The sequence below is a fragment of the Shinella sp. WSJ-2 genome (assembly GCF_003432075.1).
GTDB lineage: Bacteria > Pseudomonadota > Alphaproteobacteria > Rhizobiales > Rhizobiaceae > Shinella.
Window position 1 is genome coordinate 90,009 of sequence record NZ_QWBU01000004.1, and the last position, 21,322, is coordinate 111,330.

Here is a 21,322-nt window from a genome sequence, read left to right on the forward strand (position 1 = left end):
ATGACGGGAGGCAGGCGAGCGCCCGCCTCCCGGCGTGGTCCGCCTTACTGCTTGGCGTAGAACTCTTTGAGCTGTTCCTCAGAGAGTTCCGACGGCCACCAGACGTTGGCCGACAGGTCGTCGCGGTAGTATTTCTTGACCTTGTCGAGATCCCAGCCCGGCGGGTTGTAGTCGTAGTGCTTGTGCAGAGCCTTGCCCTCGAGAAGAGCGACGGCTGCGCGGATGCCGGCAGCGCCCTGGGCGGGGCTGTATTCCGACGAGATCGACTTGAAGCCATCAGCTATCCACTGGCCGAAGAAGCCGTTGTTGCCCTCGCCCGAAATCGGCGGGATCGGCGCGCCGAACTGCTTGAAGACATCGACGCAGGCGCGCGTCATGTCCGCGCCCGACGACCAGATGCCATCGACATTGGGATCGTTCAGGTAAAGCGTCTCGCAGACCTTCTTGGCCTTGTCATACTGCCAGTCGCCATGTTCCTCGGCGGCGATCTTGATCTCTGTGCCTTCGAGCGACTGCTTCAGGCCGTTGTAGCGGTTGGTGTCCTCCGGATGGCCGGCCAGGCCGCGCAGCACCCAGATATTGCCCTTGCCGCCGAGTTCCTTGACGAGGAAGTCGCCCATGACCTTGCCAAAATGCTCGGCACCGCCCTGGATCTCCGTCGTATAGGCCTCGGATTCGATGCGGCCGGTGTGCAGCACGACCGGGATGCCCGCGGCGATAGCCTTTTCGATGCTGGCATTGGCAGAGGTCGAGGTGACCGGCTGGACGATGATCGCATCCACCTTCTGGGCGATCAGGTCCTCGATATCGGCGACCTGCTTCTTCTGGTCGAAGCCGGCATCGAGCAGCACGAACTTCGTGATGCGCTTGTCGCGGTCGGCGGCCGCCTGCGCCTCATGCGCCACCTGCACGGTCCAGGTGTTGGCATTGACGCCGAAGCTGCTCATACCAATGACCCAGGGCGCATCCTTCTTGTATTTGCCCTCTTCGACCGTCGGGTTGTTCTCCGCACGGGTCGTGACGCCTTCGAGCAGCGGCGCCTCCTGCGCAAAGCTGTTCGTGGCAAAGACCACGCCGGCCAAAAGAACCGACAGGCCGATTTTCCTGATGATGCTGCTCATACTTCTCCTCCAAAGCAGGCGTCCAACGAGGGGGAAGGTCCGTCGAAGGCATGCGGCGTCGTCAGCCCGCGACGCATGTCCGGTGCTCGTGCACAGCCTTTGAAACGACCTGAAACTTTCCTCCGAGCATCACAAAAGCACTGGCGCTTTCGCCTGTCAATAGTTATTCAGACTGAATGAATAATAGGTCATCCTTGCAAATCGCCCCTCTGGATGCGAAGTCTGAACCCGAAAAGCGGGCATGCGGCCCGGTGGAGGAGACAGTGACGCGGACCGTTCTTTGTTTCGGGGATTCCAACACGCACGGCCAGATTCCAGGCCGCGGGCCGCTTGAACGCTATGCCCGCGGGCAGCGCTGGGGCGGTGTGCTGGAAAGCCTGCTCGGCCCCGGCTGGCAGGTGATCGAGGAAGGCCTGAGCGGCCGCACGACCGTGCATGACGACCCGATCGAGGGCGCGCTGAAAAATGGCCGCACCTATCTGCGCCCCTGCCTGCAAAGCCACACGCCACTCGACCTCATCATCATCATGCTCGGCACCAACGACCTGAAGCGGCGCTTCAACATGCCACCATCGGAGGTCGCCATGGGCATCGGCTGCCTCGTGCACGATATCCGCGAACTCTCGCCCGGCCCCGCCGGCCACGACCCGGAAATCATGATCGTCGCCCCGCCGCCGATGCTCGATGACCTGCGCGAATGGGAATCTATCTTCTCCGGCGCGCAGGAGAAATCCCGCAAGCTGGCGCTCGAATTCGAGATCATGGCGGATTCGCTGGAGGCGCATTTCTTCGATGCGGGCATGGTCTGCCAATGCTCGCCGGCCGACGGTTTCCATATCGACGAGGAAGCGCATCGCCAGCTCGGCGACGCGCTGGCACAGGAAGTTCTGGCTATCGGGTGGGCCGATGCGTAAGCCCTGCTCCCTGAACATCGCCCTTTCTCGGAAGGAGCGCCCCCTTGCCTGACATGCGTTTCGCGCCGCCCAACCCGCTTCGCATCGCCGATCGCGCGAGCGGTCTGAATTCGCTAAGCGTGCGCAGCCACAACGAGCGTCTGGTCCTCTCGCTGCTCCTGCAGAACGAGGCGACGACCCGGCTCGAAATCGGTGAGAAGACAGGCCTTTCCGCGCAGACGATTTCCGTCATCGTGCGCTCGCTCGAGCAGGAAGGGCTCGTCGTGCGTGGCGAGGCGCAGAAGGGCCGTGTCGGCCCTCCCACCACGCCGCTGATGCTGAATTCCGAGGGTGCCTATTCGGTCGGCGTCAGCGTCGGTTATCGCAACACCCATATCGTCGTCGTCGATTTCATCGGCAACGTGCAGCATCAGCGCGTGATGCCGCACAAGACCGCCGACACGTTCGATGTGCCGGAGGCGCTGGCACTCGAAATCCACCAGGCCATCGCCGGTCTTTCAGAAAGCCGGCAGGGCCGTATTGCCGGCGTCGGCCTTGCACTGCCCACTCCACCGATCCGCTCAGGCCCGGATCATGACGTGTTGCACCGCTACCTGGAGACCGAGCTGGGCCTCCCCGTTTTCGTGCAGAACGACATCACGGCGGCGGCCGGCGGCGAAAGCCTGTTCGGCGCGGCGAGGCAATTGCAGGATTTCCTGTTCTTCTATCTTGGCGCCCGCCTGCATGGCCGTCTCGTACTCAACCATCAGATCTACAACGGCAATTCGCCGCTGAGCTACGATGTCGGCGTGCTGGCGCTGGAACGCGCCCTGCCGGCCGGCGACCCGATTTCGGCGAAGCTCTGGGAACAACATCCCTCCTGGCCGCCGATGGGGTCGGCCTTCACCGATTGGCAGCAGGCCTGCGCGGAGAGCCTCATCAAATCGACGCAGGCGCTGCTGCAATTCATCGAGCTGAAAACCGTCCTACTATCGTCCTTCGTTCCGCCCGAGATATGTACCACGCTGTGCAAGCTCGTCCGGCAGGAGATTCCGTCCATCGATGCCGTCATCGGTCGGACATTCGCGGCCCCAAAGGCCGTCGGTGCCGCCAGCCTGCCGTTCAGCTCCCGCTTCATGGTGCATTAAAGGCCCGGCCGCGTCAGAAAGAAACCAACGGGACTGTGCGAAGTTTGGGTTGACCCGGTTTGGCGGCGGCGCGACACTGCCCGTAACGAGGCAGGAGGAAAGACGATGGATCAGCCAGAGCGGTGGCGTCATATGGCAAGTGCGCCGAGGGACGGCAGCCGGATCCTCGTCACGGTCCGCTCGTCGGAACAGGGGGCAGCCGAAGTCGATGTCGCCTATTGGTCGCATGGCGACCGGTTCGGCGCGGAAGGCTGGCGCGCCTCGGATTCCGCCCCCGGCTGCATCATCGAATATGCCGAACCCGAACTGAAATGTTGGATGCCAATGCCTTCGGCCAACATCAGCCGCGCTTCAGCGCCCTCTCCCTGGCAAGGCGAGGATGCCCAGCAGCTCGACGGGTCCGGAATCTAGAGCGTTCCGGAAAAGTGTGCAGCGGGTTCGCGGCCAAAATTGTCTGAATCTCCACTAGCCCTAGCGGATTCTGATCTCACCGCTCCAGCAATGCATGGCCAACGCCCGTCTTGGATGCGCAAATCGTGTGCACAACCACGTGTTCCATATACAATCAAGGAACTGGTATGGTCCCGCTGCGGCTCTCCAGCCGATAGCGCTGGCCGGGATAGATGATCCGGGCGGTCGAGACGATGCTGCGATCCGACCAGGTCCGGCGGCGGATCATCAGGCAAGGTTCGGTTTTCAGGATCATCAGCAGCTTGCATTCCCAGGGCTGCGGCACCGTCGCCTCGACGACATGCTCCGAACCACTGAGCGGTGCGATAGCCGAGAGATAGGCATTGGGCGTGATGACGGAAAAATCCTGACTGAGATAATCGGGCGCAACACCGGGATGGACGTAGCGATCCTCGATCTGCACCGGCACTCCCTCCTCGCTGTGGACGATCAGCGAGTGGAAGACCGGCGCACCGATCTCCAGCCCCAGGGCATCAGCAACATCCGGCGGCGCCGAGGCTTTTGCCAGCGCAACCACCTTGGCTTCGTGGATATGGCCGCGTTCCGCGATCTCTTCGGCGATGTTGCGCACCTCGAACAGAGCCGAGACGCCCTTGCGCTCGGCGACGAAGGAGCCGACGCCCTGGATGCGGACGAGTTCGCCTTCATTCGCCAGTTCGCGCAGCGCCCGGTTGGCCGTCATCTTGCTGACGCCGAGTTCGGCCACCAGTTCGTTTTCCGAGGGCACGCGGTGTTTCGGTGGCCATTCGCCGCTTTGTATGCGGTCGAGGATGATCTGCTTGACGCCGGCATAAAGGGGCGTCGCGTCATTCTCCGCCAGCTCCCTGCGCATTTCGCCGCCACGCTTCATCGCTGCATCCCCCGATCTCCCGGTCAATTTCCAAAAATCTAAACTTCCATCTTGCATAACACAAATTTTTTCTTATGGTACCATATACAACCTCCAAAGCTTAAGCGATGGCGGCAAGCCGGCGCAGATCGGTATGCAATGACGATCAACGAACCTCAGAGGAGTCTTCACATGGAACTGCGGAAAGTTATTCTTGCGGGCGCGGCTGCTTTGGCCACGCTCTCTGCCCCGGCCCTCGCCAAGGACTGGAAGACGGCGACGATCACGCTCGAAGGCGCCTATGCGCCCTGGAACCTCACCAATGCCGACGGCACGCTCGGCGGTTTCGAGCCGGAACTCGCCAAGGTGCTGTGCGAGCGCGCCAAGATCGAATGCACGCTGGTCGCCTCCGACTGGGACGGCATGATCCCGGCGCTGAACGCCGGCAAGTTCGATGTGATCATGGACGCGCTGTCGATCACCGAAGAGCGCAAGCAGATCATCGATTTCACCATTCCCTATGCCGCAACCCCGGCAGCCTTCGCGACGGCGGCCGATAGCCCGCTGGCCAAGGCGGCGGGAACCGGCGCCATCATCAAGATGACGGCCGGCCAGACCGGCGTGAAAGAAATCGACGCGCTGAAGGAAGCCTTCGCCGGCAAGACGATCGGCATCCAGGCCGCGACCGTCTATGCGAAGTTCATCTACGACAATTTCGGCGCGACCTCCGAAATCCGTGAGTACAAGACGGGCGCCGAGCGCGATCTCGACCTCCAGAACGGCCGCATCGACCTCGGCTTCGACGACGCCGTCTATTTCGGCAACGCGTTTGCCGCCGCCAACGGCGCGCTGGCCTTCACGGGTCCGGAAATCGTCGGCCCGATCTGGGGCGAAGGCGAAGGCCTCGGCATCCGCAAGGCGGATACGGATCTGCGCGACAAGTTCAACGAGGCCATCAAGTCGGCTTTGGCGGACGGGACCGTGAAGGAACTGTCGATGAAGTGGTTCAAGGTCGACGTCAGCCCGGCGGAGTAAGCCGCAGCATACGTCGTCGCGATTGCGGCCTCCGGCAACGACGCCGGAGGTCCGTATCGCATTTGTCTTGATGCCGCATTCGACGGGAAACGGACATGGCAACCTTGGAACTGCTGGGCTTCGGCCAGAATGGGTGGGGCGCGCTGCTTTTGGTCGCCACGCTGATGACACTGGCGGTGACGGCGACCGCGCTTTTGATCGGGGCCGTGCTCGGCACCGTGGTGGCGACCGCCAAACTGTCGGGCAATATGCTTTTGGTCGGCCTCGGCAATGTCTATACGACCGTGTTTCGCGGCGTGCCGGAACTGCTGATCATCTATCTCATCTATTTCGGCGGCTCCTCGGCGGTCACCGCGGTCGGCCAGTGGCTCGGCTACGAAGGCTTTCTCGGCCTGCCATCGTTTGCGGCCGGCGCGCTTGCGGTCGGCATCATTTCCGGTTCCTACCAGGCGGAAGTCTATCGCGGCGCCTATCTCGCCATCGCCAAGGGCGAACTCGAGGCGGCCTCGGCGATCGGCATGAACCGTATGCTGCGCCTGCGCCGTGTCGTCATGCCCCAGGTGCTGCGCTACGCCATTCCTGGCCTCGGCAATGTCTGGCAGCTCACGCTGAAGGATTCGGCGCTGATCTCGGTCACCGGCCTTGCCGAATTGATGCGCACCAGCCAGGTGGCGGCCGGCTCGACCCGGCAATATTTCCTGTTCTACATCGTCGGCGGTGTTCTCTATCTGCTGCTCACCAGTTTTTCCGACCGGCTGTTCAACCGCGCCGAGCGGCGCGCGAACCGCAGCATGCCGGCCGCAGCCATGGGGCAGGCCTGATGGATATCGCCTTCCTTTCCTCCGCAATGGTCACGCTCCTCAAGGCCGTGCCCATGACGCTTCTCCTGTTCTCGCTCTCGGTGTTCTTCGGCGGCCTTCTGGCGCTGGTGATCGTCACGATGCGGGTTTCCGGCAACCGGCTCCTCTCTGGTTTCGCCAAGGGCTACATCTTCGTCTTCCGCGGCTCGCCGCTCTTGATCCAGATGTTCCTCGTCTTCTACGGCCTCGGCCAGTTCGGCGTCATCCGCTATTCGTTCCTGTGGCCGTTCCTACGCGAACCGGTGGTCTGTGCCGTGCTGTCGCTGGCGCTCTGCACGGCCGGCTATTCGGCGGAAATCTTCCGAAGCGGCATCCGTGCCGTCTCGCCAAAGGAGATCGAGGCAGCCCGCGCCATCGGCATGTCCGGTTTCCTGCTGGTGCGCCGCATCATCGCGCCCATCGCCTTCCGCCATGCGCTTCCGGCCTATTCGACGGAAATCGTGCTGATGATGAAGTCGACCGCGCTCGCCAGCCTTGTCACCGTCTGGGAAGTCACCGGTGTCGCCCAGCGGCTGATCTCGCAGACCTACCGCACGATGGAGGTTTTCCTCTGTGCGGCCCTCATCTATCTCGTGCTGAATTTCCTGATCCTGCAGGGCATGGCGCTGCTTGAATATTCACTCTCCAAACATCGCCGCGCGGCCCCGCCGTCGGCCGTCAAAGCCTGAGGGAGATCCCGATGCCTGGTGTGACTCGCCTTTCCGTCCGCAATATCCGCAAGAGCTTTGGCGATCATGAGGTGCTGAAGGGCATTTCGCTCGACGCCGAAGACGGTGACGTCATCTCGCTGCTCGGCGCTTCCGGCTCCGGCAAGTCGACCTTCCTGCGCTGCATCAACCTGCTGGAGACCGCCAGCGACGGGGAAATCTTCGTCGATGGCGAGCAGATCCGCATGGTGAAGAAGAACGGCCAGAACCGGCCGGAGAGCCAGAAGCAGGTGGATCACATCCGCTCCGAGCTCGGCATGGTTTTCCAGAGCTTCAATCTCTGGTCCCATATGACGATCCTGCAGAACGTCATCGAAGGCCCCGTCCATGTGCTGAAGCGGCCGAAGGCGGAATGCATCGCCGAGGCGGAAGCGCTGCTCGAAAAAGTCGGCATCGCCGACAAGCGACATGCCTATCCCGCCCATCTCTCCGGCGGTCAGCAGCAGCGCGCGGCGATTGCCCGCGCGCTCGCCATGAAACCGAAGGTCATGCTGTTCGACGAACCGACCTCGGCGCTTGATCCGGAGCTGGTCGGCGAAGTACTGCGCGTCATGCGCGCGCTGGCCGAAGATGGCATGACGATGCTGGTCGTCACGCATGAAATGAGCTTTGCGCGCAATGTTTCCAACCGCGTCGTCTTCATGCGCCAGGGCGTGGTGGACAGCAGCGGCGCGCCGGACGACATGTTCGGCAGCGGCGCATCGCCCGCCTTCCGCCAGTTCATCGGCCATTTCGGCGGTGAGCAATGAGCGTCGTTCTCGACGGCAGACTGTCCTGGCGGGATGTCGCCCGTATTGGTGATGGGGAGACGCTTGTCCTCTCCGAACAGGCTATGTCCCGCGTCGCCCATGCGCGCAGGATCGTCGAGGCGATCGTGGCGGCCGGCATGCGCGCCTATGGCGTCAATACCGGCGTTGGTGCGCTTTCCGATACGGTTGTCGATGTCGCCTCGCAGAGCCGGCTATCGCGCAACATCGTGCTCAGCCATGCCTGCGGCGTCGGCCCGCTTCTGCCGCCGCGTTCGGTGCGATCGATCATCGCCGCCCAGATCGCCAATTTCAGCCACGGCCATTCGGGCGTGCGTCCTGTCGTCGTCAGCCATCTCACCGCCTTTCTGGCACAGGATTGCATTCCCGAGATGCCCTCCAAGGGCTCGGCGGGATACCTCACGCACAATGCGCATACCGCGCTGGTCCTGATCGGCGAGGGCCACGCCGTGGTGCGTGGCAAGCGGATGACCGGGCGTGAGGCGCTTGCCGCGATCGGCCTTGCGCCGCTGGTGCTCGAGGCCAAGGAGGGCCTGAGCCTCGTCAATGGCACGGCCTGCGCGACGGGTCTTTCCGCACTTGCGCTTGCGCGTGCCGAACACCTGCTCGCATGGGCCGATGCGATCGCCGCGCTGACGCTGGAGGCGGTCGGCTGCCAGATGGCGGCGTTCGACGAGGCCGTTCTCGCGCTTCGCCCCTCCGCCGGCATCGCCAGAGTCGGCGCGACGCTGCGCAAACGGCTTGCCGGCAGCGGCCTGATCGCCGCGGCCATCGGCAAGCGCACACAGGATGCGCTCAGCCTGCGCGCGGTTCCCCATGCGCATGGCGCAGCCTGGGATGTGTTCGAGCAGAGCGGCGCGGTCGTCGATCGCGAGCTGGCTTCCGTTACGGACAATCCCGCCGTCTCCGGCACGCCGGACCAGCCGGTCGTGTCGTCCCAGGCTCATGCCGTGGCGCCCGCGCTGGGACAAGCGGCCGATAGTCTCGCGACCGCCATTGCTCAGATCGCGGCGATGAGCGAGCGGCGCATGGACCGTTTGGTCAATCCGCTGGTCAGCGGCCTGCCGCCCTTCTTGGCGAGCGATGCCGGCAGCCATTCCGGCTTCATGATTGCGCAATATACCGCAACGGCGCTCAGCAATGAAAACCGCCGCCTTGCCGCGCCCGCTGCCATGGACGGCGGCATCACCTCCGGCCTGCAGGAGGACTTCCTCGCGCATCCGACAGCGGCGGCCAACAAGCTGCTCGCCATCCTCGACAATGCCGAACATATCCTCGCCATCGAACTGATGGCCGCGGTCCAGGCGCATGACTTCCTGACCGGCACTGCCGAACGCGCTCCCGGCACGACGGCATTGCATGCCATGGTCCGTGCAAGGGTGGCGCACTACGAGGACGACCGGCCGCTCGGCGCCGATATCGAGACGCTGAAAGCCCTGATCGCAGACGAAAAGCCGGCAGCCTAACCGGGAGGGACCATGCCAGCAGAATTCGACCTCGCCGTCATCGGCCTCGGCGCCATGGGCAGTGCGGCGGCATCCTTTGCCGCTGCCCGCGGCGCCCGCGTCCTCGGCATCGAGGCGCATTTTCCCGCCCATGCGCTCAGTTCCTCGCACGGCGACAGCCGGCTGATCCGGCTCGGCTATTTCGAGGACCAGTCCTATGTGCCGCTCTTGCGTCGCGCCTATGAAAATTGGCGATCATTGGAGGCGCGGTTGCGCGCGGATATTCTGACCGTCACCGGCGTGTTGCAGATCGGCCGGCCCGACAGCAAGATCGTCAGCGGCACGAAGGCCTCCTGCGACCTGCACGGCCTGACGCACGAAATCCTCGACAAGGCCGAGATGGCCCGGCGCTACCCGGCTTTCGCGCTGGAGGACGACGAGATTGGGCTGCTCGATCCGCAGGGCGGCTATATCAGGCCCGAGGCGGCGATCATGGGCTATCTCAAGCTCGCGGCTGAAGACGGCGCTGAGCTGCATTTCGGCGAGCGGGTGACGGCGATCGAACCAGACGAGGACGGTGTCGATATCCTGACTACAACCGGACGCTACCGGGCGCGAAAAGTGATCGTCGCGACCGGCGCCTGGATTGCGGAACTCGTGCCGGAACTTGCCGCCCATGCCGTACCGATCCGCCAGGTCGTCGCCTGGTATCAGCCGGAAGACGGCTTTGCCGCCCAACCGGGCCGCATGCCCTGCTTCCTGCGCGACGAGGGCGAGAACGGCTCCTATTTCGGCTTCCCCGCCATCGGCATCGATGGCGTGAAGATTGGCCGCCACGCGCATTTTCGCGAACCGATCGATCCGACCGCCGCCAATCCGCCGGTCAACGAGGCGGACACTGCCCTGCTCGACGGTTTTGCCCGCAAACGCCTGCCGAAGGTGGCCAGCACGCGCATGCGCGCCACGACCTGCCGCTACACGATGCTGCCGAGCGAAGACTTTCTGATCGATTACAGCCCGACCCACCGCAATGTCGTGGTGTCCTCCGCCTGCTCCGGCCATGGCTTCAAGTTCACCAGCGTCATCGGCGAAATCCTGTCCGATCTCGCGCTGGATGGCGGCTCGGCGCTGCCGACATCGCTCTTCACCTTCGAGCGGCATTTCGGCTCTAAGGGCTGATCGCCGGCACTCAGCCCGTGGGTGCCGTCTGCGTCGAATCCCGCACGACGAGTTCCGGCTCCATGCGCACCCGTTTGTTTTCCAGCGGGCGGCGGTGAAGGCGGGCGAATAGCATTTCGGCGGCCAGCTTGCCCTGGCTCACGCCATCCGTGCGGATGGTGGTAAGTGGGGGCGTCAGCCAGCGGGCGAAGGGCAGGTCGTCGAAGCCGACGATGGAGAGGTCGGCCGGCACGCTGCGGCCGAGTTCATGGGCGGCGTTCAGCACACCGATCGCGATCGTGTCGTTGCCGGCGAAGATGGCGGTCAGGTCAGGCCGGCGGGTGAGCAGGGCCTTTGCCGCGCGATAGCCGCTCTCGGGGCTGAAATTGCCGTCACCCACCGCGTCCTCGTCGAGCGCCAGCCCGTGCCGCGCCAGCCCGCTGGACAGCGCCGTCAGGCGCGCATTGGTCGACACGAAATCCCGCGGCGAAAACGTGATGGCGCCGATGCGGTGATGGCCGAGACCGACCACATGGTCCACCGCTTGGCCGATGACGTTGCGCGTGGTGAAGGTAACAGAGACCTCGGCGGGATGACGCACCGAACCGACGAGAACGACCGGAAAATCCTTCTCGATCAGTGAGATAAGCGCTCGGTCGCCGGCCCGCGGGTTGACGACAATCAGCCCGTCGATGCGGCGCGATTCCACAAGATTGTCATAGGCCCTGGTCCTGCCGCCCGCCTCCAGCCCCTCGACGAGCACATGGAACCCCATCTGCCGGTTAGCCTTCTCGATGCCGTAGAGAACCTGCGGAATATACTGGTCGACGAGCAGGATGGACGGATCGGAGACGATGAGGCCGATCGTTTCCGTCAGCCCACTGACCAGCATCCGCCCCGCCGAATTGGGCTTGTAGCCGAGCTCGGCCGCCGCCTGCATCACCCGCTCGCGCGTCTCCTTGCTCAACGTCACGCTTTCCGAACGGTTGAGCACGAGGGAGACCGTGGCGCGCGATACGCCGGCCAGACGGGCCACATCGTGACTGGTCACGCGGTTGCTTGCCATTCCACTCCCCAACCGCGCCAAGCGCAAATTTTTTCCAAGCGTCTTCAATCTCTTCGCCCTTCCAGAGAGGTAGCGCCTGTCTGCGTGCTTGACAACAGGAATATCCTCCCGCTATTCAAAACTAACACGTGTTAGTAAGGGATTTCTTGAGGAGTAACACGTGTCAACGGCGGGAGGATGGCCATGATGAAGGCGGGCAGCAACGTGTCGCGCGCCCGGAGACGGCGGAAGGAAACCCTGACGGGCCTCCTGTTCGTCGCCCCGGCACTGGTCGGCTTCCTCGTGTTCTATCTCCTGCCCACGCTCCGGGCGATCCAGATAAGCCTGACCGACTGGAACCTCATGCGCGCACCGAAATTCGTAGGGTTCGCCAACTATACCAAGCTGCTCGGCGACGAGAATTTCTGGCATTCGGCCTGGGTCACGTTCGCCTATGTGCTCTACAACATCCCGATCCAGACGGCGCTTGGCCTGCTGCTCGCCGTGCTGTCCGATCGGCTCGCCCGCGCTGTATCCCTGCGTGCCGTGATCATCGCGCCCTATCTCATCTCCAATGTCGTCGCCGCCCTCGTCTGGCTGATGATGCTCGATCCGATCCTTGGCCTGGTGAACGGTTTCCTGGAGATCGTCGGCATCGGCCGTCAGGGTTTTCTCGCCTCGCCGGACCAGGCAATGGTCTCGGTGGCCGCGATCTCGACCTGGCGGCATACGGGCCTGACGGCCCTGCTCTTCTATGCCGGCCTGCAGGCCATCCCGCGTCATCTTTATGAGGCCGCGCGGCTGGAGGGGGCGGGCGAGTGGACGATGTTCCACCGCATCACGCTGCCGCTGCTGCGCCCCGTGCTCGCCTTCGTGCTGGTGACGAGCCTCATCGGCTCCTTCCAGGTCTTCGACGTCATTGCGGTGGCGACGGCCGGCGGCCCATCCAACTCGACGCGCGTCATCCTCTGGTACATTTACGAGAATGCATTCAAATTCAACAAGATGGGATATGCCTCCGCAATCTCCGTCGTGCTTTTCGTCACGCTGATCCTCGTCACGCTGCTGCAGATGCGGCTGCTGAAGGCGGATCAGTCGGATCTAACCTGAGGAGGCGGCCATGAAGACCATCACCCCGCAGGCCGCGCTCGGCTATCTCGTGCTCGCCGTCTTCGTCTTCCTCTCGCTGCTGCCGCTATGGATGGCGCTGAAGATCGCCCTGACGCATCCGAGCGACGTCTACACCAGCGCCGCGAGCCTGACGCCCGAGACCTTCACACTCGGCAACTTCCTGCGCGTCATGGGCCTTCCCTCGGATATCGAGCTCACGGCCTCCCGCGCCTCGCCGATCGACTTCATGCTCGCGTTGCGCAACAGCGTGATCTACACGGCGCTGACGGTCTCCGGGCAGATCTTCTTCTCGGCGCTGGCTGCCTACGCTTTCGCCCGCATGAGCTTTCCGGGCCGCGACCTGCTGTTCTTCGCCTTCCTGGCCGCGACCATGATCCCGAGCATGGTGCTGTTCATTCCGAACTTCATTCTCGTCAAGCAGCTCGGCCTTCTCAACACCTTCACCGGCCTCGTCGCGCCGACCATCCTGATGACACCCTTCGCGGTGTTCTTCCTCAGGCAGTTCTTCCTGTCATCGCCGAAGGAACTGGACGAGGCGGCGCGGCTGGAGGGTGCCTCGCAATTCCAGATCTTCTGGCGCATCGCGCTGCCGATCCAGAAGGGGCCGATCGCCACGCTCGGTATCCTGCTCGCCATCCAGTCCTGGAACGAGTTCTTCTGGCCCTTTCTCGTCGGCCGCGATGCCAGCGTGCGCGTCATGGCCGTCGCCCTCTCGGACTTCATGAGCCAGACCGGCCGCGGCAATCCCGATTGGAGCGGGCTGATGGCGGCCATCGTGCTCTCGATCATTCCGGTCATCACCCTGCTCGTCGTGTTCGGCCGGCAGATCGTGGAATCGCTCCAGACGAGCGGCATGAAATAAATCGACAATCAAAAGGAGGAGACTAACAATGAAACGACACCTGATCGGCGCCATCGCCGCCACGACGGCCCTTACCAGCCTCAGCCCTTTGCCCGCCTCTGCCGAGGACGTGACGCTGACCTACACGATGTGGGACGGCAACCAGGCGCCCGTCTACCGCCAGTGCGCCGACAAGTTCGAGGCGGCCAATCCCGGCATCAAGATCAAGATCTCGCAGGACGCCTGGGACAATTACTGGACCACGCTGACGACGTCCTTCGTTTCCGGCACCGCGCCGGACGTCTTCGTCAACCACCTGAGCCGCTTCCCGGAATTCCTGACAAACGGTGTGATGGTCGATCTGTCCGAGCGCATCGCCGCCGATCAGGTCGACATGAACGCCTATCTGCCGGGCCTCGCCGAAGTCTGGAACAAGGACGGCCAGCAGTGGGGCATGCCGAAGGACTGGGATACGATCGCGCTCGTCTACAACAAGAAGATGATCGCCGACGCCGGCATCAAGGAAGAGGACCTGAAGAACCTCGACTGGAACCCGAAGGACGGCGGCTCGCTGGAAAAGCTGCTGGCCCATCTGACGCTCGACCAAAACGGCAAGCGCGGCGACGAGCCGGGCTTCGACAAGTCCAAGGTCGCCGTCTACGGCTGGGCCACGGACCGGACGGATGGCTACGGCCAGACGCAGTGGAGCTTCCTTGCGGTTTCCAACGGCTTCAAGCCGATCGACAAGGCATGGGGCACGCAATACGGCTATGACAGCCCGGCCCTTGCCGAAACGCTGACCTGGCAACGCGACCTTGCGCTGAAGAAGGGCTTTGCGCTGAGCCAGGAGCAGACCGGCAAGCTGAACGCCACCGCCATCTTCGCGGCCGGCAAGGCGGCGATCGTACCGGACGGTTCGTGGAACATCGGCACCTATCGTGACGCCTCCAAGATGGAGATCGGTTTTGCGCCGGTGCCGAAGGGTCCGGAAGGCCGCCGCTCGATGTTCAACGGCCTGGCCGACAGCATCTGGTCCGGCTCGCAGCATCAGGACGAGGCCTGGAAGTGGGTGAAGTATCTGAGCGGTTCGGAATGCCAGACCATCGTCGGCAAGGCCGGCGTCGTCTTCCCGGCGCGCCCGGAAGGCGTGACGGCGGCCGAAGAGGCGCACAAGGCGAAAAATCTAGACGTTTCCGCCTTCGTCATGCTGGCAACACCCGAGACGACCTTCCCCTTCCCGATCTCGGACTATGCCTCCGAAATCTCCACCGTCCTGACAACGGCGGTGGAAAACGTGCTGCTCGACAAGGGCGACCCGGCGACCCTGCTGAAGGACGCCAACGACCAGGTCAACGGCATGTTCTGAAATATAGGCGCCGGCCTCCCCGGCGTTCACGCTCCCGCTCCTGGCGCGTCCTGCGGCAGGCGCATCCACCGGCATCATCCTCCCGGATGCCGGTGGATCATTCCACACTTGACCGCAACATCATCTTTCGAGGATCCGTCATGCGACGCCCCAAAATTACGTTCATCGGCGCTGGCTCCACCGTTTTCATGAAGAACATCATCGGTGACGTGCTGCATCGTCCCGCCTTCAAGGACGCCGTCATCGCCCTGATGGACATCAATCCCGAACGCCTCGCCGAAAGCGAGATCGTCGCCGGCAAGCTCATCAAGACGCTCGGCGCGCGCGCCACGATCGAGACGCATACGGATCGCCGCGCCGCCCTTGCCGGCACGGATTTCGTCGTGGTCGCCTTCCAGATCGGCGGCTACGAGCCCTGCACCGTCACGGATTTCGAAATCCCGAAAAAGTTCGGCCTGCGCCAGACGATCGCCGACACGCTCGGTATCGGCGGCATCATGCGCGGCCTCAGGACCGTGCCGCATCTCTGGGCGATCTGCGCCGACATGATGGAGGTCTGCCCCAACGCGATCCTCCTGCAATACGTCAACCCGATGGCGATCAACACCTGGGCGATCGCCGAAAAGTTCCCCGCCATCCGTCAGGTCGGTCTGTGCCATTCGGTGCAGGGCACAGCCTATGAACTGTCACGCGATCTCGACATCCCCGTCAGCGAGATCCGCTACCGCGCCGCCGGCATCAACCACATGGCGTTCTTCCTGAAGTTCGAGCATCGCCAGGCCGACGGCAGCTACCGCGACCTGTATCCGGACCTTCTCGCCGGCTACCGCGACGGCCGCTTCCCCAAGCCCAGCCACTGGAACCCGCGTTGCCCCAACAAGGTGCGCTACGAGATGATGACGCGGCTCGGTTACTTCGTCACCGAAAGCTCGGAGCACTTCGCCGAATATACGCCCTGGTTCATCAAGGAGGGCCGCGAGGACCTGATCGAGAAGTTCGGCATTCCGCTCGACGAATATCCGAAGCGCTGCGTCGAGCAGATCGCCCGCTGGAAGGAAGAATCGCGCGCGCTGACCGGCAGCGACACGATCGAGGTGAAGGAGAGCCACGAATATGCCTCCTCGATCATGAACTCGGTCTGGACCGGCGAGCCCTCAGTCATCTACGGCAACCTGCGCAACAATGGCTGCATCACCTCGCTGCCGGCCAATTGCGCGGCCGAAGTGCCCTGCCTCGTCGACGAGAACGGTATCCAGCCGACCTATATCGGCGAACTGCCCACCCAGCTCACCGCCCTGATCCGCACCAATATCAACGTGCAGGAACTGACGGTGAAGGCGCTGACGACGGAAAATCGCGAGCACATCTATCACGCCGCGATGATGGACCCGCACACCGCCGCCGAACTGGATCTCGACCAGATCTGGAGCCTCGTCGACCAGTTGACCGCCGCCCATGGCGCGTGGCTGCCCGAATGGGCGCGCGGCTGAGACCACCCTTTCCGCGACGGGCCGGCATCCGGCCCGTCGCCTCTACGTGAAAACCGGCAAGAACAGGCGAAACACCATGTCCTTCCTGACGATCGACAATGTCATCAAGCAGTTCGGCAACCTCCAGGTCGTCAAAGGCGTCTCCATCGAAGCGGAAAAGGGCGAGTTCATCGTCTTCGTCGGCCCGTCCGGCTGCGGGAAGTCGACGCTGCTGCGCATGATCGCCGGCCTGGAGGAGACCTCCGAAGGCACGATCTCCATCGACGGCGAGGACCTGACCCATGCCGACCCGGCCGATCGGCATGTGGCGATGGTGTTCCAGTCTTACGCGCTGTTTCCGCATATGTCGGTCTATGACAACATCGCCTTCGGCATGCAGATCAACAAAGTGCCGAAGGCCGAGATCAAGGCCCGCGTGCTGGAGGCGGCGCGCATCCTGCAGATCGAGGCGCTGCTCGAGCGCAAGCCGCGCCAGCTCTCCGGCGGCCAGCGCCAGCGCGTCGCCATCGGCCGCGCCATCGTGCGCAAGCCCAAAATCTTCCTGTTCGACGAGCCGTTGTCCAATCTCGATGCCGAACTGCGCACACAGATGCGCGTGGAGATCGCAAAGCTGCATCAGGAGATCGGCGCGACGATGATCTACGTCACCCACGACCAGGTCGAGGCGATGACGCTCGCCGACCGCATCGTCGTGCTGCGGGGCGGCCTTGTGGAACAGGTGGGCTCGCCCGCCGAACTCTACGACCGGCCTGCCAATCTCTTCGTCGCAGGCTTCATCGGCTCGCCGCGCATGACCTTCCTTCCCGGCCGGATCGAGGCGGCTGGCGATGCGGAAATCCGCGTCTCCTCCTCCGCCTTCGCCCGCCCGCAGACGATCCCCGGACCCTTCGCGCATCTCCCCGATGTCAACAGCACCGTCACGCTCGGCTTGCGCCCGGAATCCTTCCGGATCGACGCCACTGATCCCGTTTTGACGGCAACCGTCGAAATCACCGAACATCTCGGCGGATCGACGATTGTGCACGCCCGCACGAGCGACGGAAATTCGCTGGTGATGGCGACATCAGGACGCGCAGAACTGTGCCCCGGGGATGCCCTGCCCCTTGCTTGCATCGGCGCGCCCCACGTCTTCGATGCGCAGGGGTTGAGCCTTGCCGCCACGCGGCGATAAGGATCTTAGAGCAGACCGGCGGCCGTCATCAGCTCGACGACCTTCTTGCTGTCGAGCGTGGAGGCCTCGACCTTCGGGGCATCCAGATCCTTGAGCGGCACGAGCTTGGGATTGGCATCGCCGGCGATCGCATATTCAAAGGATGTGCCGTCGCGCAGGATCGCCTGGCCGGCCTTGCCGGTGATCCACTTCAGGAAGGCCTGCGCCTCCTTCTGGTGCGTGCTGGTCTTCAGGATGCCGCCGCCGGAAATGCTGACAAAGGCACCCGGATCCTGGTTCTTGAAATAATGCAGCGCGACATTGCTGCTGTTTTCACCGGTCTTCGCCTGATCGCCGAACCAGTAATAGTGATAGATCACGGCGCCTTCGACTTCACCGGCATTGACCGCCTTCATGGCCACGCTGTTGCCTTTGTAGGGCGTCGCGTTCTCTTTCATCGCCGTCAGCCACGCCGCCGTTGCCTGCTCACCCTTCAGCTGGAGCAGCGCACCGACGATCGCCTGAAAATCCGCGCCGTTCGGCGAAGCACCCCAGCGTCCCTTCCAGGCGGGATCGGCAAGGTCGAGCATCGATTTCGGCAGTTGGTCTTCGGTGAGCTTCGTCTTGTCATAGGCAAAGACGGTCGAGCGTGCAGCAATGCCCGTCCACATGCCATCCGCCGGACGATAGTCCGCCGGCACCTGGTCGAGCGTTTCCTTGTCGACGGGCGCAAACCGCCCGGCCGCGTCGAGCAGCGCCATGGCGGGCGAGTTTTCGGTCAGGAAGAGATCGGCCGGCGTCAGGTCGCCTTCCTGCAGGATGAGGTTGGCGAATTCCATGTCGCTCCCCTTGCGGACGACGACCTTGATGCCGGTCTCCTTGGTGAACGCGTCGATCCACGCTTTTCCAAGCCCCTCGTGCTGGGCATTGTAGATGACGAGTTCGCCGGCATCCTGCGCGCTGGCGCCGGAGGCCAGCGGAGCGGCCGCGGCAAGCGACAGGGCGGCAAAGGTCAATCGGATCGACAGGGTCATGGTAGTCTCCTTCACAAGGCCGAGATACCGCCCGAAAACTGGGCAAGCGCACTCTACTTATCGCGGCATCGCGTCCCGCGCCAGTGTCACCACGCCGCAGGCAAAGCGAAAACCATTGCCTTTCACTCAACAAATCCTTAGGGCAGGAGCGGATGGTCCGCCGCGTGCGAAACGATCGTCCGTTCGTTCTCATGGCATGAAGGCATGGGCCTTGTTGCAGGATAGTACAGTTCAGATAGTCGTCCGGCCGTGGCCGGCCCGGCGGCGCTTGTGCGCGTCGCTGCCGAATGTCTCCATCACCATGCTTGCAGGGCTGGTGGCCTTATTCAGCCTCGTACCGCTCGGCTTCATCGGCTGGGTGACCTACGATGTCGGCTGGGAGACGGTGAAGACGCTGGTTTTCCGGCCGCGCGTAGGCGAACTCGTTCTCAGCACCGTCTACCTCGAACTCCTGACGATCCCGCTGTCGATTGCGGTCGCTGTCGCCATGGCCTGGCTGACCGAGCGCACCGACATTCCCGGCGCCCGCCTGTGGGCGTGGCTGGGGATCACGCCGCTTGCCGTTCCCGCCTTCGTGCACAGCTATGCCTGGGTCAGCCTCCTGCCCAGCCTGCGGGGTCTTGCCGGCGGCACCTTCGTCGCGGTGCTCGCCTATTATCCGTTTCTCTACCTGCCGATCGCAGCCGCGCTGCGGCGACTCGACCCCGCTGTCGAGGATGCTGCCGCCTCGCTCGGCCTCGCCCCCATCGCCGTGTTCTTCCGCGTGGTGCTGCCGCAACTCAGGCTCGCCATCTGCGGCGGCTCGCTGCTAATTGGCCTGCATCTCCTGTCGGAATACGGCCTCTTCGCGATGATCCGCTTCGACACGCTGGCCACCGCCATCGTCGATCAGTTCCAGTCCTCCTATAACAGCCCCGCCGCCAACATGATCGGCGGCGTGCTGGTCAGCTGCTGTCTGTTCCTGCTTGCGCTGGAAGTGCTGCTGCGCGGCAATGAGCGATATGCGCGCGTCGGCACCGGTGCGGCGCGGCCGGCCGAACGGCGGCGGCTTGGCCGCCTCGCCGGGCCTGCATTGCTTCTGCCGGTGGGACTTGCAGCGCTGACTCTCGGCGTGCCGCTGATAACGCTCGGCCGCTGGCTCTGGCTCGGCGGCGCCGGCATCTGGGACAGCACGGTCACCGGCGCGGTCAGCGAAACCCTGCTGCTGGCTCTGGCCGGCGGTGTGCTCGCGACGGCTGTCGCCGTTCCCATGGCCTGGCTTTCGGTGCGCGCGCCCGGACGATTGCAGCGGCTTCTCGAAGCCTGCCACTATTATGTCGGCTCACTGCCCGGCGTCGTGGTTGCATTAGCGCTCGTCTCGATCACAGTGCGCTTTCTGTTGCCGCTCTACCAGACGTTTGCCATGCTGCTGGCCGGTTATGTGCTGCTGTTTCTGCCGCGCGCCATGATCGGCTTGCGGGCCAGCATCGCACAGGCGCCCGTCGAACTGGAACGCGCTGCAATGGCGCTCGGGCGCACACCCGTGCAGGCGCTGCGGCAGGTTACGCTGCGGCTCGCCGCCCCCGGTGCGGCGGCCAGTGTCGCCCTCGTCGCGCTCGGCATCACCAACGAGCTGACCGCGACCCTGATGCTTGCGCCGAACGGCGTCGAGACGCTGGCGACACGATTCTGGTCGCTGACCAGCGAGATCGACTATGTCGCCGCGGCCCCCTATGCGACGATGATGGTGGTGCTCTCGCTGCCGCTGACCCTTCTTCTCCATGCCCAATCGAAACGGACGGCCGGCCAATGACGCTGCTCTCCCTTGAAGCCATCAGCAAGCGCTACGGCGAAGTCCAGGCCCTGGATGGCGTCAGCCTAACGGTCAAACCGGGCAGCCGCACGGCCGTGGTCGGCCCCTCGGGATCGGGCAAATCGACGCTGCTGCGCATCATCGCCGGTTTCGAGTTCCCCGACAGCGGCCGCGTGTCCTGCGATGGGGCGCTGTTGGCCGAAGGACCTGCCGGCGTGCCCGCCCACAAGCGCGGCATCGGGATCGTCTCGCAGGACGGCGCGCTGTTTCCGCACCTGAGCGTCGCCGAAAACATCGCCTTCGGCTTCGAGCGCGGCAAGGCCGACCATGCGAAGCGCGTCGCCGATCTGCTCGACATGGTGGAACTCGACGGCAGCATGGCCACCCGCCGACCGCACCAGCTCTCCGGCGGCCAGCAGCAGCGCGTGGCATTGGCCCGCGCACTTGGCCGCCAGCCGCGCCTGATGCTGCTCGACGAGCCCTTTTCCGCCCTCGACACCGGCCTGCGCGAGGCCATGCGCAAGGCCGTCGCGCGGGTCCTGCAGAACGCCTGCATCACCGCCATCCTCGTGACCCACGACCAGACGGAGGCGCTTTCCTTCGCCGACCAGGTGGCGGTGCTGCGGGAGGGTAAGCTCATTCAGTCCGGCCCGCCGCAGACCCTCTATCGGCAGCCCCGCGATCGGGAAACGGCGCTCTTCCTCGGTGACGCCGTTCTCCTGCCGGCCACCGTCGGGGATGGCTTTGCCGATTGCGCGCTCGGACGCGTCGCCATCGACGGCAATCACACCGGCAAGGCGGATATCATGCTGCGGCCGGAGCAGATCAGCATCGCCGTCGACAACGCCGCGCCGAAGACCGGCGCCCGCGTGGTCGATGTCCAGTTCGGCGGTGCCGTCTCGACGGTCGCAATCGCGCTGCCCGATACCTCCTTGCCGCCCGTACTGATCCGTACATCCGGCATCGCCCTTCCCAGCCCCGGCGATATCGTCCAGCTGGACATTGCCGGCCGTGCACATGTCCTCGCCTAGGGAGCGCG

At 64.0% G+C, this 21,322-nt stretch carries 20 protein-coding genes; 16 read left to right on the forward strand and 4 right to left on the reverse strand.

What is annotated here, in order from left to right:
- Positions 1-44: 44 nt before the first annotated feature.
- Positions 45-1,121, reverse strand: a complete 1,077-nt coding sequence (locus D0Y60_RS11290) for an ABC transporter substrate-binding protein (protein ID WP_117369925.1) — start codon at positions 1,119-1,121, stop codon at positions 45-47.
- Between the two features lie 263 nt (positions 1,122-1,384).
- On the opposite strand from D0Y60_RS11290, the gene D0Y60_RS11295 reads away from it, so the two are divergent.
- From D0Y60_RS11295 to D0Y60_RS11305, 3 genes are all read left to right on the forward strand, one after another.
- Positions 1,385-2,035: an SGNH/GDSL hydrolase family protein gene (locus tag D0Y60_RS11295; RefSeq protein ID WP_199564156.1), complete on the forward strand. Its 651-nt coding sequence runs from the start codon at positions 1,385-1,387 to the stop codon at positions 2,033-2,035.
- 53 nt (positions 2,036-2,088) lie between these two features.
- On the forward strand, positions 2,089-3,162 hold the full coding sequence (locus tag D0Y60_RS11300; protein ID WP_117369929.1) for an ROK family transcriptional regulator: 1,074 nt from the start codon (positions 2,089-2,091) through the stop codon (positions 3,160-3,162).
- Positions 3,163-3,267: 105 nt separating this feature from the next.
- The gene (locus D0Y60_RS11305; protein ID WP_117369931.1) at positions 3,268-3,573 is read left to right on the forward strand and encodes a hypothetical protein; all 306 of its coding nucleotides are present in this window, start codon (positions 3,268-3,270) and stop codon (positions 3,571-3,573) included.
- Between the two features lie 154 nt (positions 3,574-3,727).
- Here the strand turns inward: D0Y60_RS11305 and hutC are convergent, their stop codons facing one another.
- A complete protein-coding gene (hutC, locus tag D0Y60_RS11310) occupies positions 3,728-4,483 on the reverse strand; it encodes a histidine utilization repressor (protein WP_117369933.1) in 756 nt (251 codons plus the stop codon).
- Positions 4,484-4,654: 171 nt separating this feature from the next.
- Between hutC and D0Y60_RS11315 the strand changes: the two genes are divergently transcribed.
- From D0Y60_RS11315 to solA, 6 genes are all read left to right on the forward strand, one after another.
- Entirely contained in the window at positions 4,655-5,497 is an 843-nt protein-coding gene (locus D0Y60_RS11315) for a transporter substrate-binding domain-containing protein (protein ID WP_117369935.1), read from the forward strand.
- A 95-nt stretch (positions 5,498-5,592) separates the two neighbouring features.
- A complete protein-coding gene (locus D0Y60_RS11320; RefSeq protein ID WP_117369937.1) occupies positions 5,593-6,318 on the forward strand; it encodes an ABC transporter permease subunit in 726 nt (241 codons plus the stop codon).
- Positions 6,318-7,025 carry an ABC transporter permease subunit gene (locus D0Y60_RS11325; RefSeq protein ID WP_117369939.1) on the forward strand — a complete coding sequence of 236 codons (708 nt, stop codon included), beginning with the start codon at positions 6,318-6,320 and terminating at the stop codon, positions 7,023-7,025. Before D0Y60_RS11320 ends, D0Y60_RS11325 begins: the two co-directional genes overlap by 1 nt.
- 11 nt (positions 7,026-7,036) lie before the next feature.
- The gene (locus D0Y60_RS11330; RefSeq protein WP_117369941.1) at positions 7,037-7,813 is read left to right on the forward strand and encodes an ATP-binding cassette domain-containing protein; all 777 of its coding nucleotides are present in this window, start codon (positions 7,037-7,039) and stop codon (positions 7,811-7,813) included.
- Entirely contained in the window at positions 7,810-9,297 is a 1,488-nt protein-coding gene (gene hutH / locus D0Y60_RS11335; RefSeq protein ID WP_117369943.1) for a histidine ammonia-lyase, read from the forward strand. The genes D0Y60_RS11330 and hutH overlap by 4 nt, the downstream gene beginning before the upstream one ends.
- Before the next feature lie 12 nt (positions 9,298-9,309).
- Positions 9,310-10,455 carry an N-methyl-L-tryptophan oxidase gene (gene solA, locus D0Y60_RS11340; RefSeq protein WP_117369945.1) on the forward strand — a complete coding sequence of 382 codons (1,146 nt, stop codon included), beginning with the start codon at positions 9,310-9,312 and terminating at the stop codon, positions 10,453-10,455.
- A 10-nt stretch (positions 10,456-10,465) separates the two neighbouring features.
- Here solA and D0Y60_RS11345 read toward each other — a convergent pair whose 3' ends face one another.
- Complete coding sequence (locus D0Y60_RS11345; RefSeq protein ID WP_117369948.1) at positions 10,466-11,500, reverse strand: LacI family DNA-binding transcriptional regulator; 1,035 nt, start codon at positions 11,498-11,500, stop codon at positions 10,466-10,468.
- A 183-nt stretch (positions 11,501-11,683) separates the two neighbouring features.
- On the opposite strand from D0Y60_RS11345, the gene D0Y60_RS11350 reads away from it, so the two are divergent.
- The 5 genes from D0Y60_RS11350 (at position 11,684) to ugpC (ending at position 17,478) form a co-directional block, all read left to right on the forward strand.
- Positions 11,684-12,589: a sugar ABC transporter permease gene (locus D0Y60_RS11350; protein WP_117369950.1), complete on the forward strand. Its 906-nt coding sequence runs from the start codon at positions 11,684-11,686 to the stop codon at positions 12,587-12,589.
- Positions 12,590-12,599: 10 nt separating this feature from the next.
- Entirely contained in the window at positions 12,600-13,472 is an 873-nt protein-coding gene (locus D0Y60_RS11355) for a carbohydrate ABC transporter permease (protein WP_117369952.1), read from the forward strand.
- Between the two features lie 28 nt (positions 13,473-13,500).
- Complete coding sequence (locus tag D0Y60_RS11360) at positions 13,501-14,817, forward strand: sugar ABC transporter substrate-binding protein (protein WP_117369954.1); 1,317 nt, start codon at positions 13,501-13,503, stop codon at positions 14,815-14,817.
- Positions 14,818-14,957: 140 nt separating this feature from the next.
- The gene (locus D0Y60_RS11365) at positions 14,958-16,307 is read left to right on the forward strand and encodes an alpha-glucosidase/alpha-galactosidase (RefSeq protein ID WP_199564157.1); all 1,350 of its coding nucleotides are present in this window, start codon (positions 14,958-14,960) and stop codon (positions 16,305-16,307) included.
- A 76-nt stretch (positions 16,308-16,383) separates the two neighbouring features.
- Entirely contained in the window at positions 16,384-17,478 is a 1,095-nt protein-coding gene (ugpC, locus tag D0Y60_RS11370; RefSeq protein WP_117370404.1) for a sn-glycerol-3-phosphate ABC transporter ATP-binding protein UgpC, read from the forward strand.
- A 5-nt stretch (positions 17,479-17,483) separates the two neighbouring features.
- Here the strand turns inward: ugpC and D0Y60_RS11375 are convergent, their stop codons facing one another.
- Positions 17,484-18,485, reverse strand: a complete 1,002-nt coding sequence (locus tag D0Y60_RS11375) for an iron ABC transporter substrate-binding protein (RefSeq protein ID WP_117370405.1) — start codon at positions 18,483-18,485, stop codon at positions 17,484-17,486.
- A gap of 307 nt (positions 18,486-18,792) precedes the next feature.
- Between D0Y60_RS11375 and D0Y60_RS11380 the strand changes: the two genes are divergently transcribed.
- Together D0Y60_RS11380 and D0Y60_RS11385 are read left to right on the forward strand one after the other, a co-directional pair.
- Positions 18,793-20,283, forward strand: coding sequence for an iron ABC transporter permease (locus D0Y60_RS11380; RefSeq protein WP_245409169.1), 1,491 nt, complete (start codon positions 18,793-18,795; stop codon positions 20,281-20,283).
- Positions 20,280-21,314: an ABC transporter ATP-binding protein gene (locus tag D0Y60_RS11385; protein ID WP_117369960.1), complete on the forward strand. Its 1,035-nt coding sequence runs from the start codon at positions 20,280-20,282 to the stop codon at positions 21,312-21,314. Before D0Y60_RS11380 ends, D0Y60_RS11385 begins: the two co-directional genes overlap by 4 nt.
- Positions 21,315-21,322 lie beyond the last annotated feature (8 nt).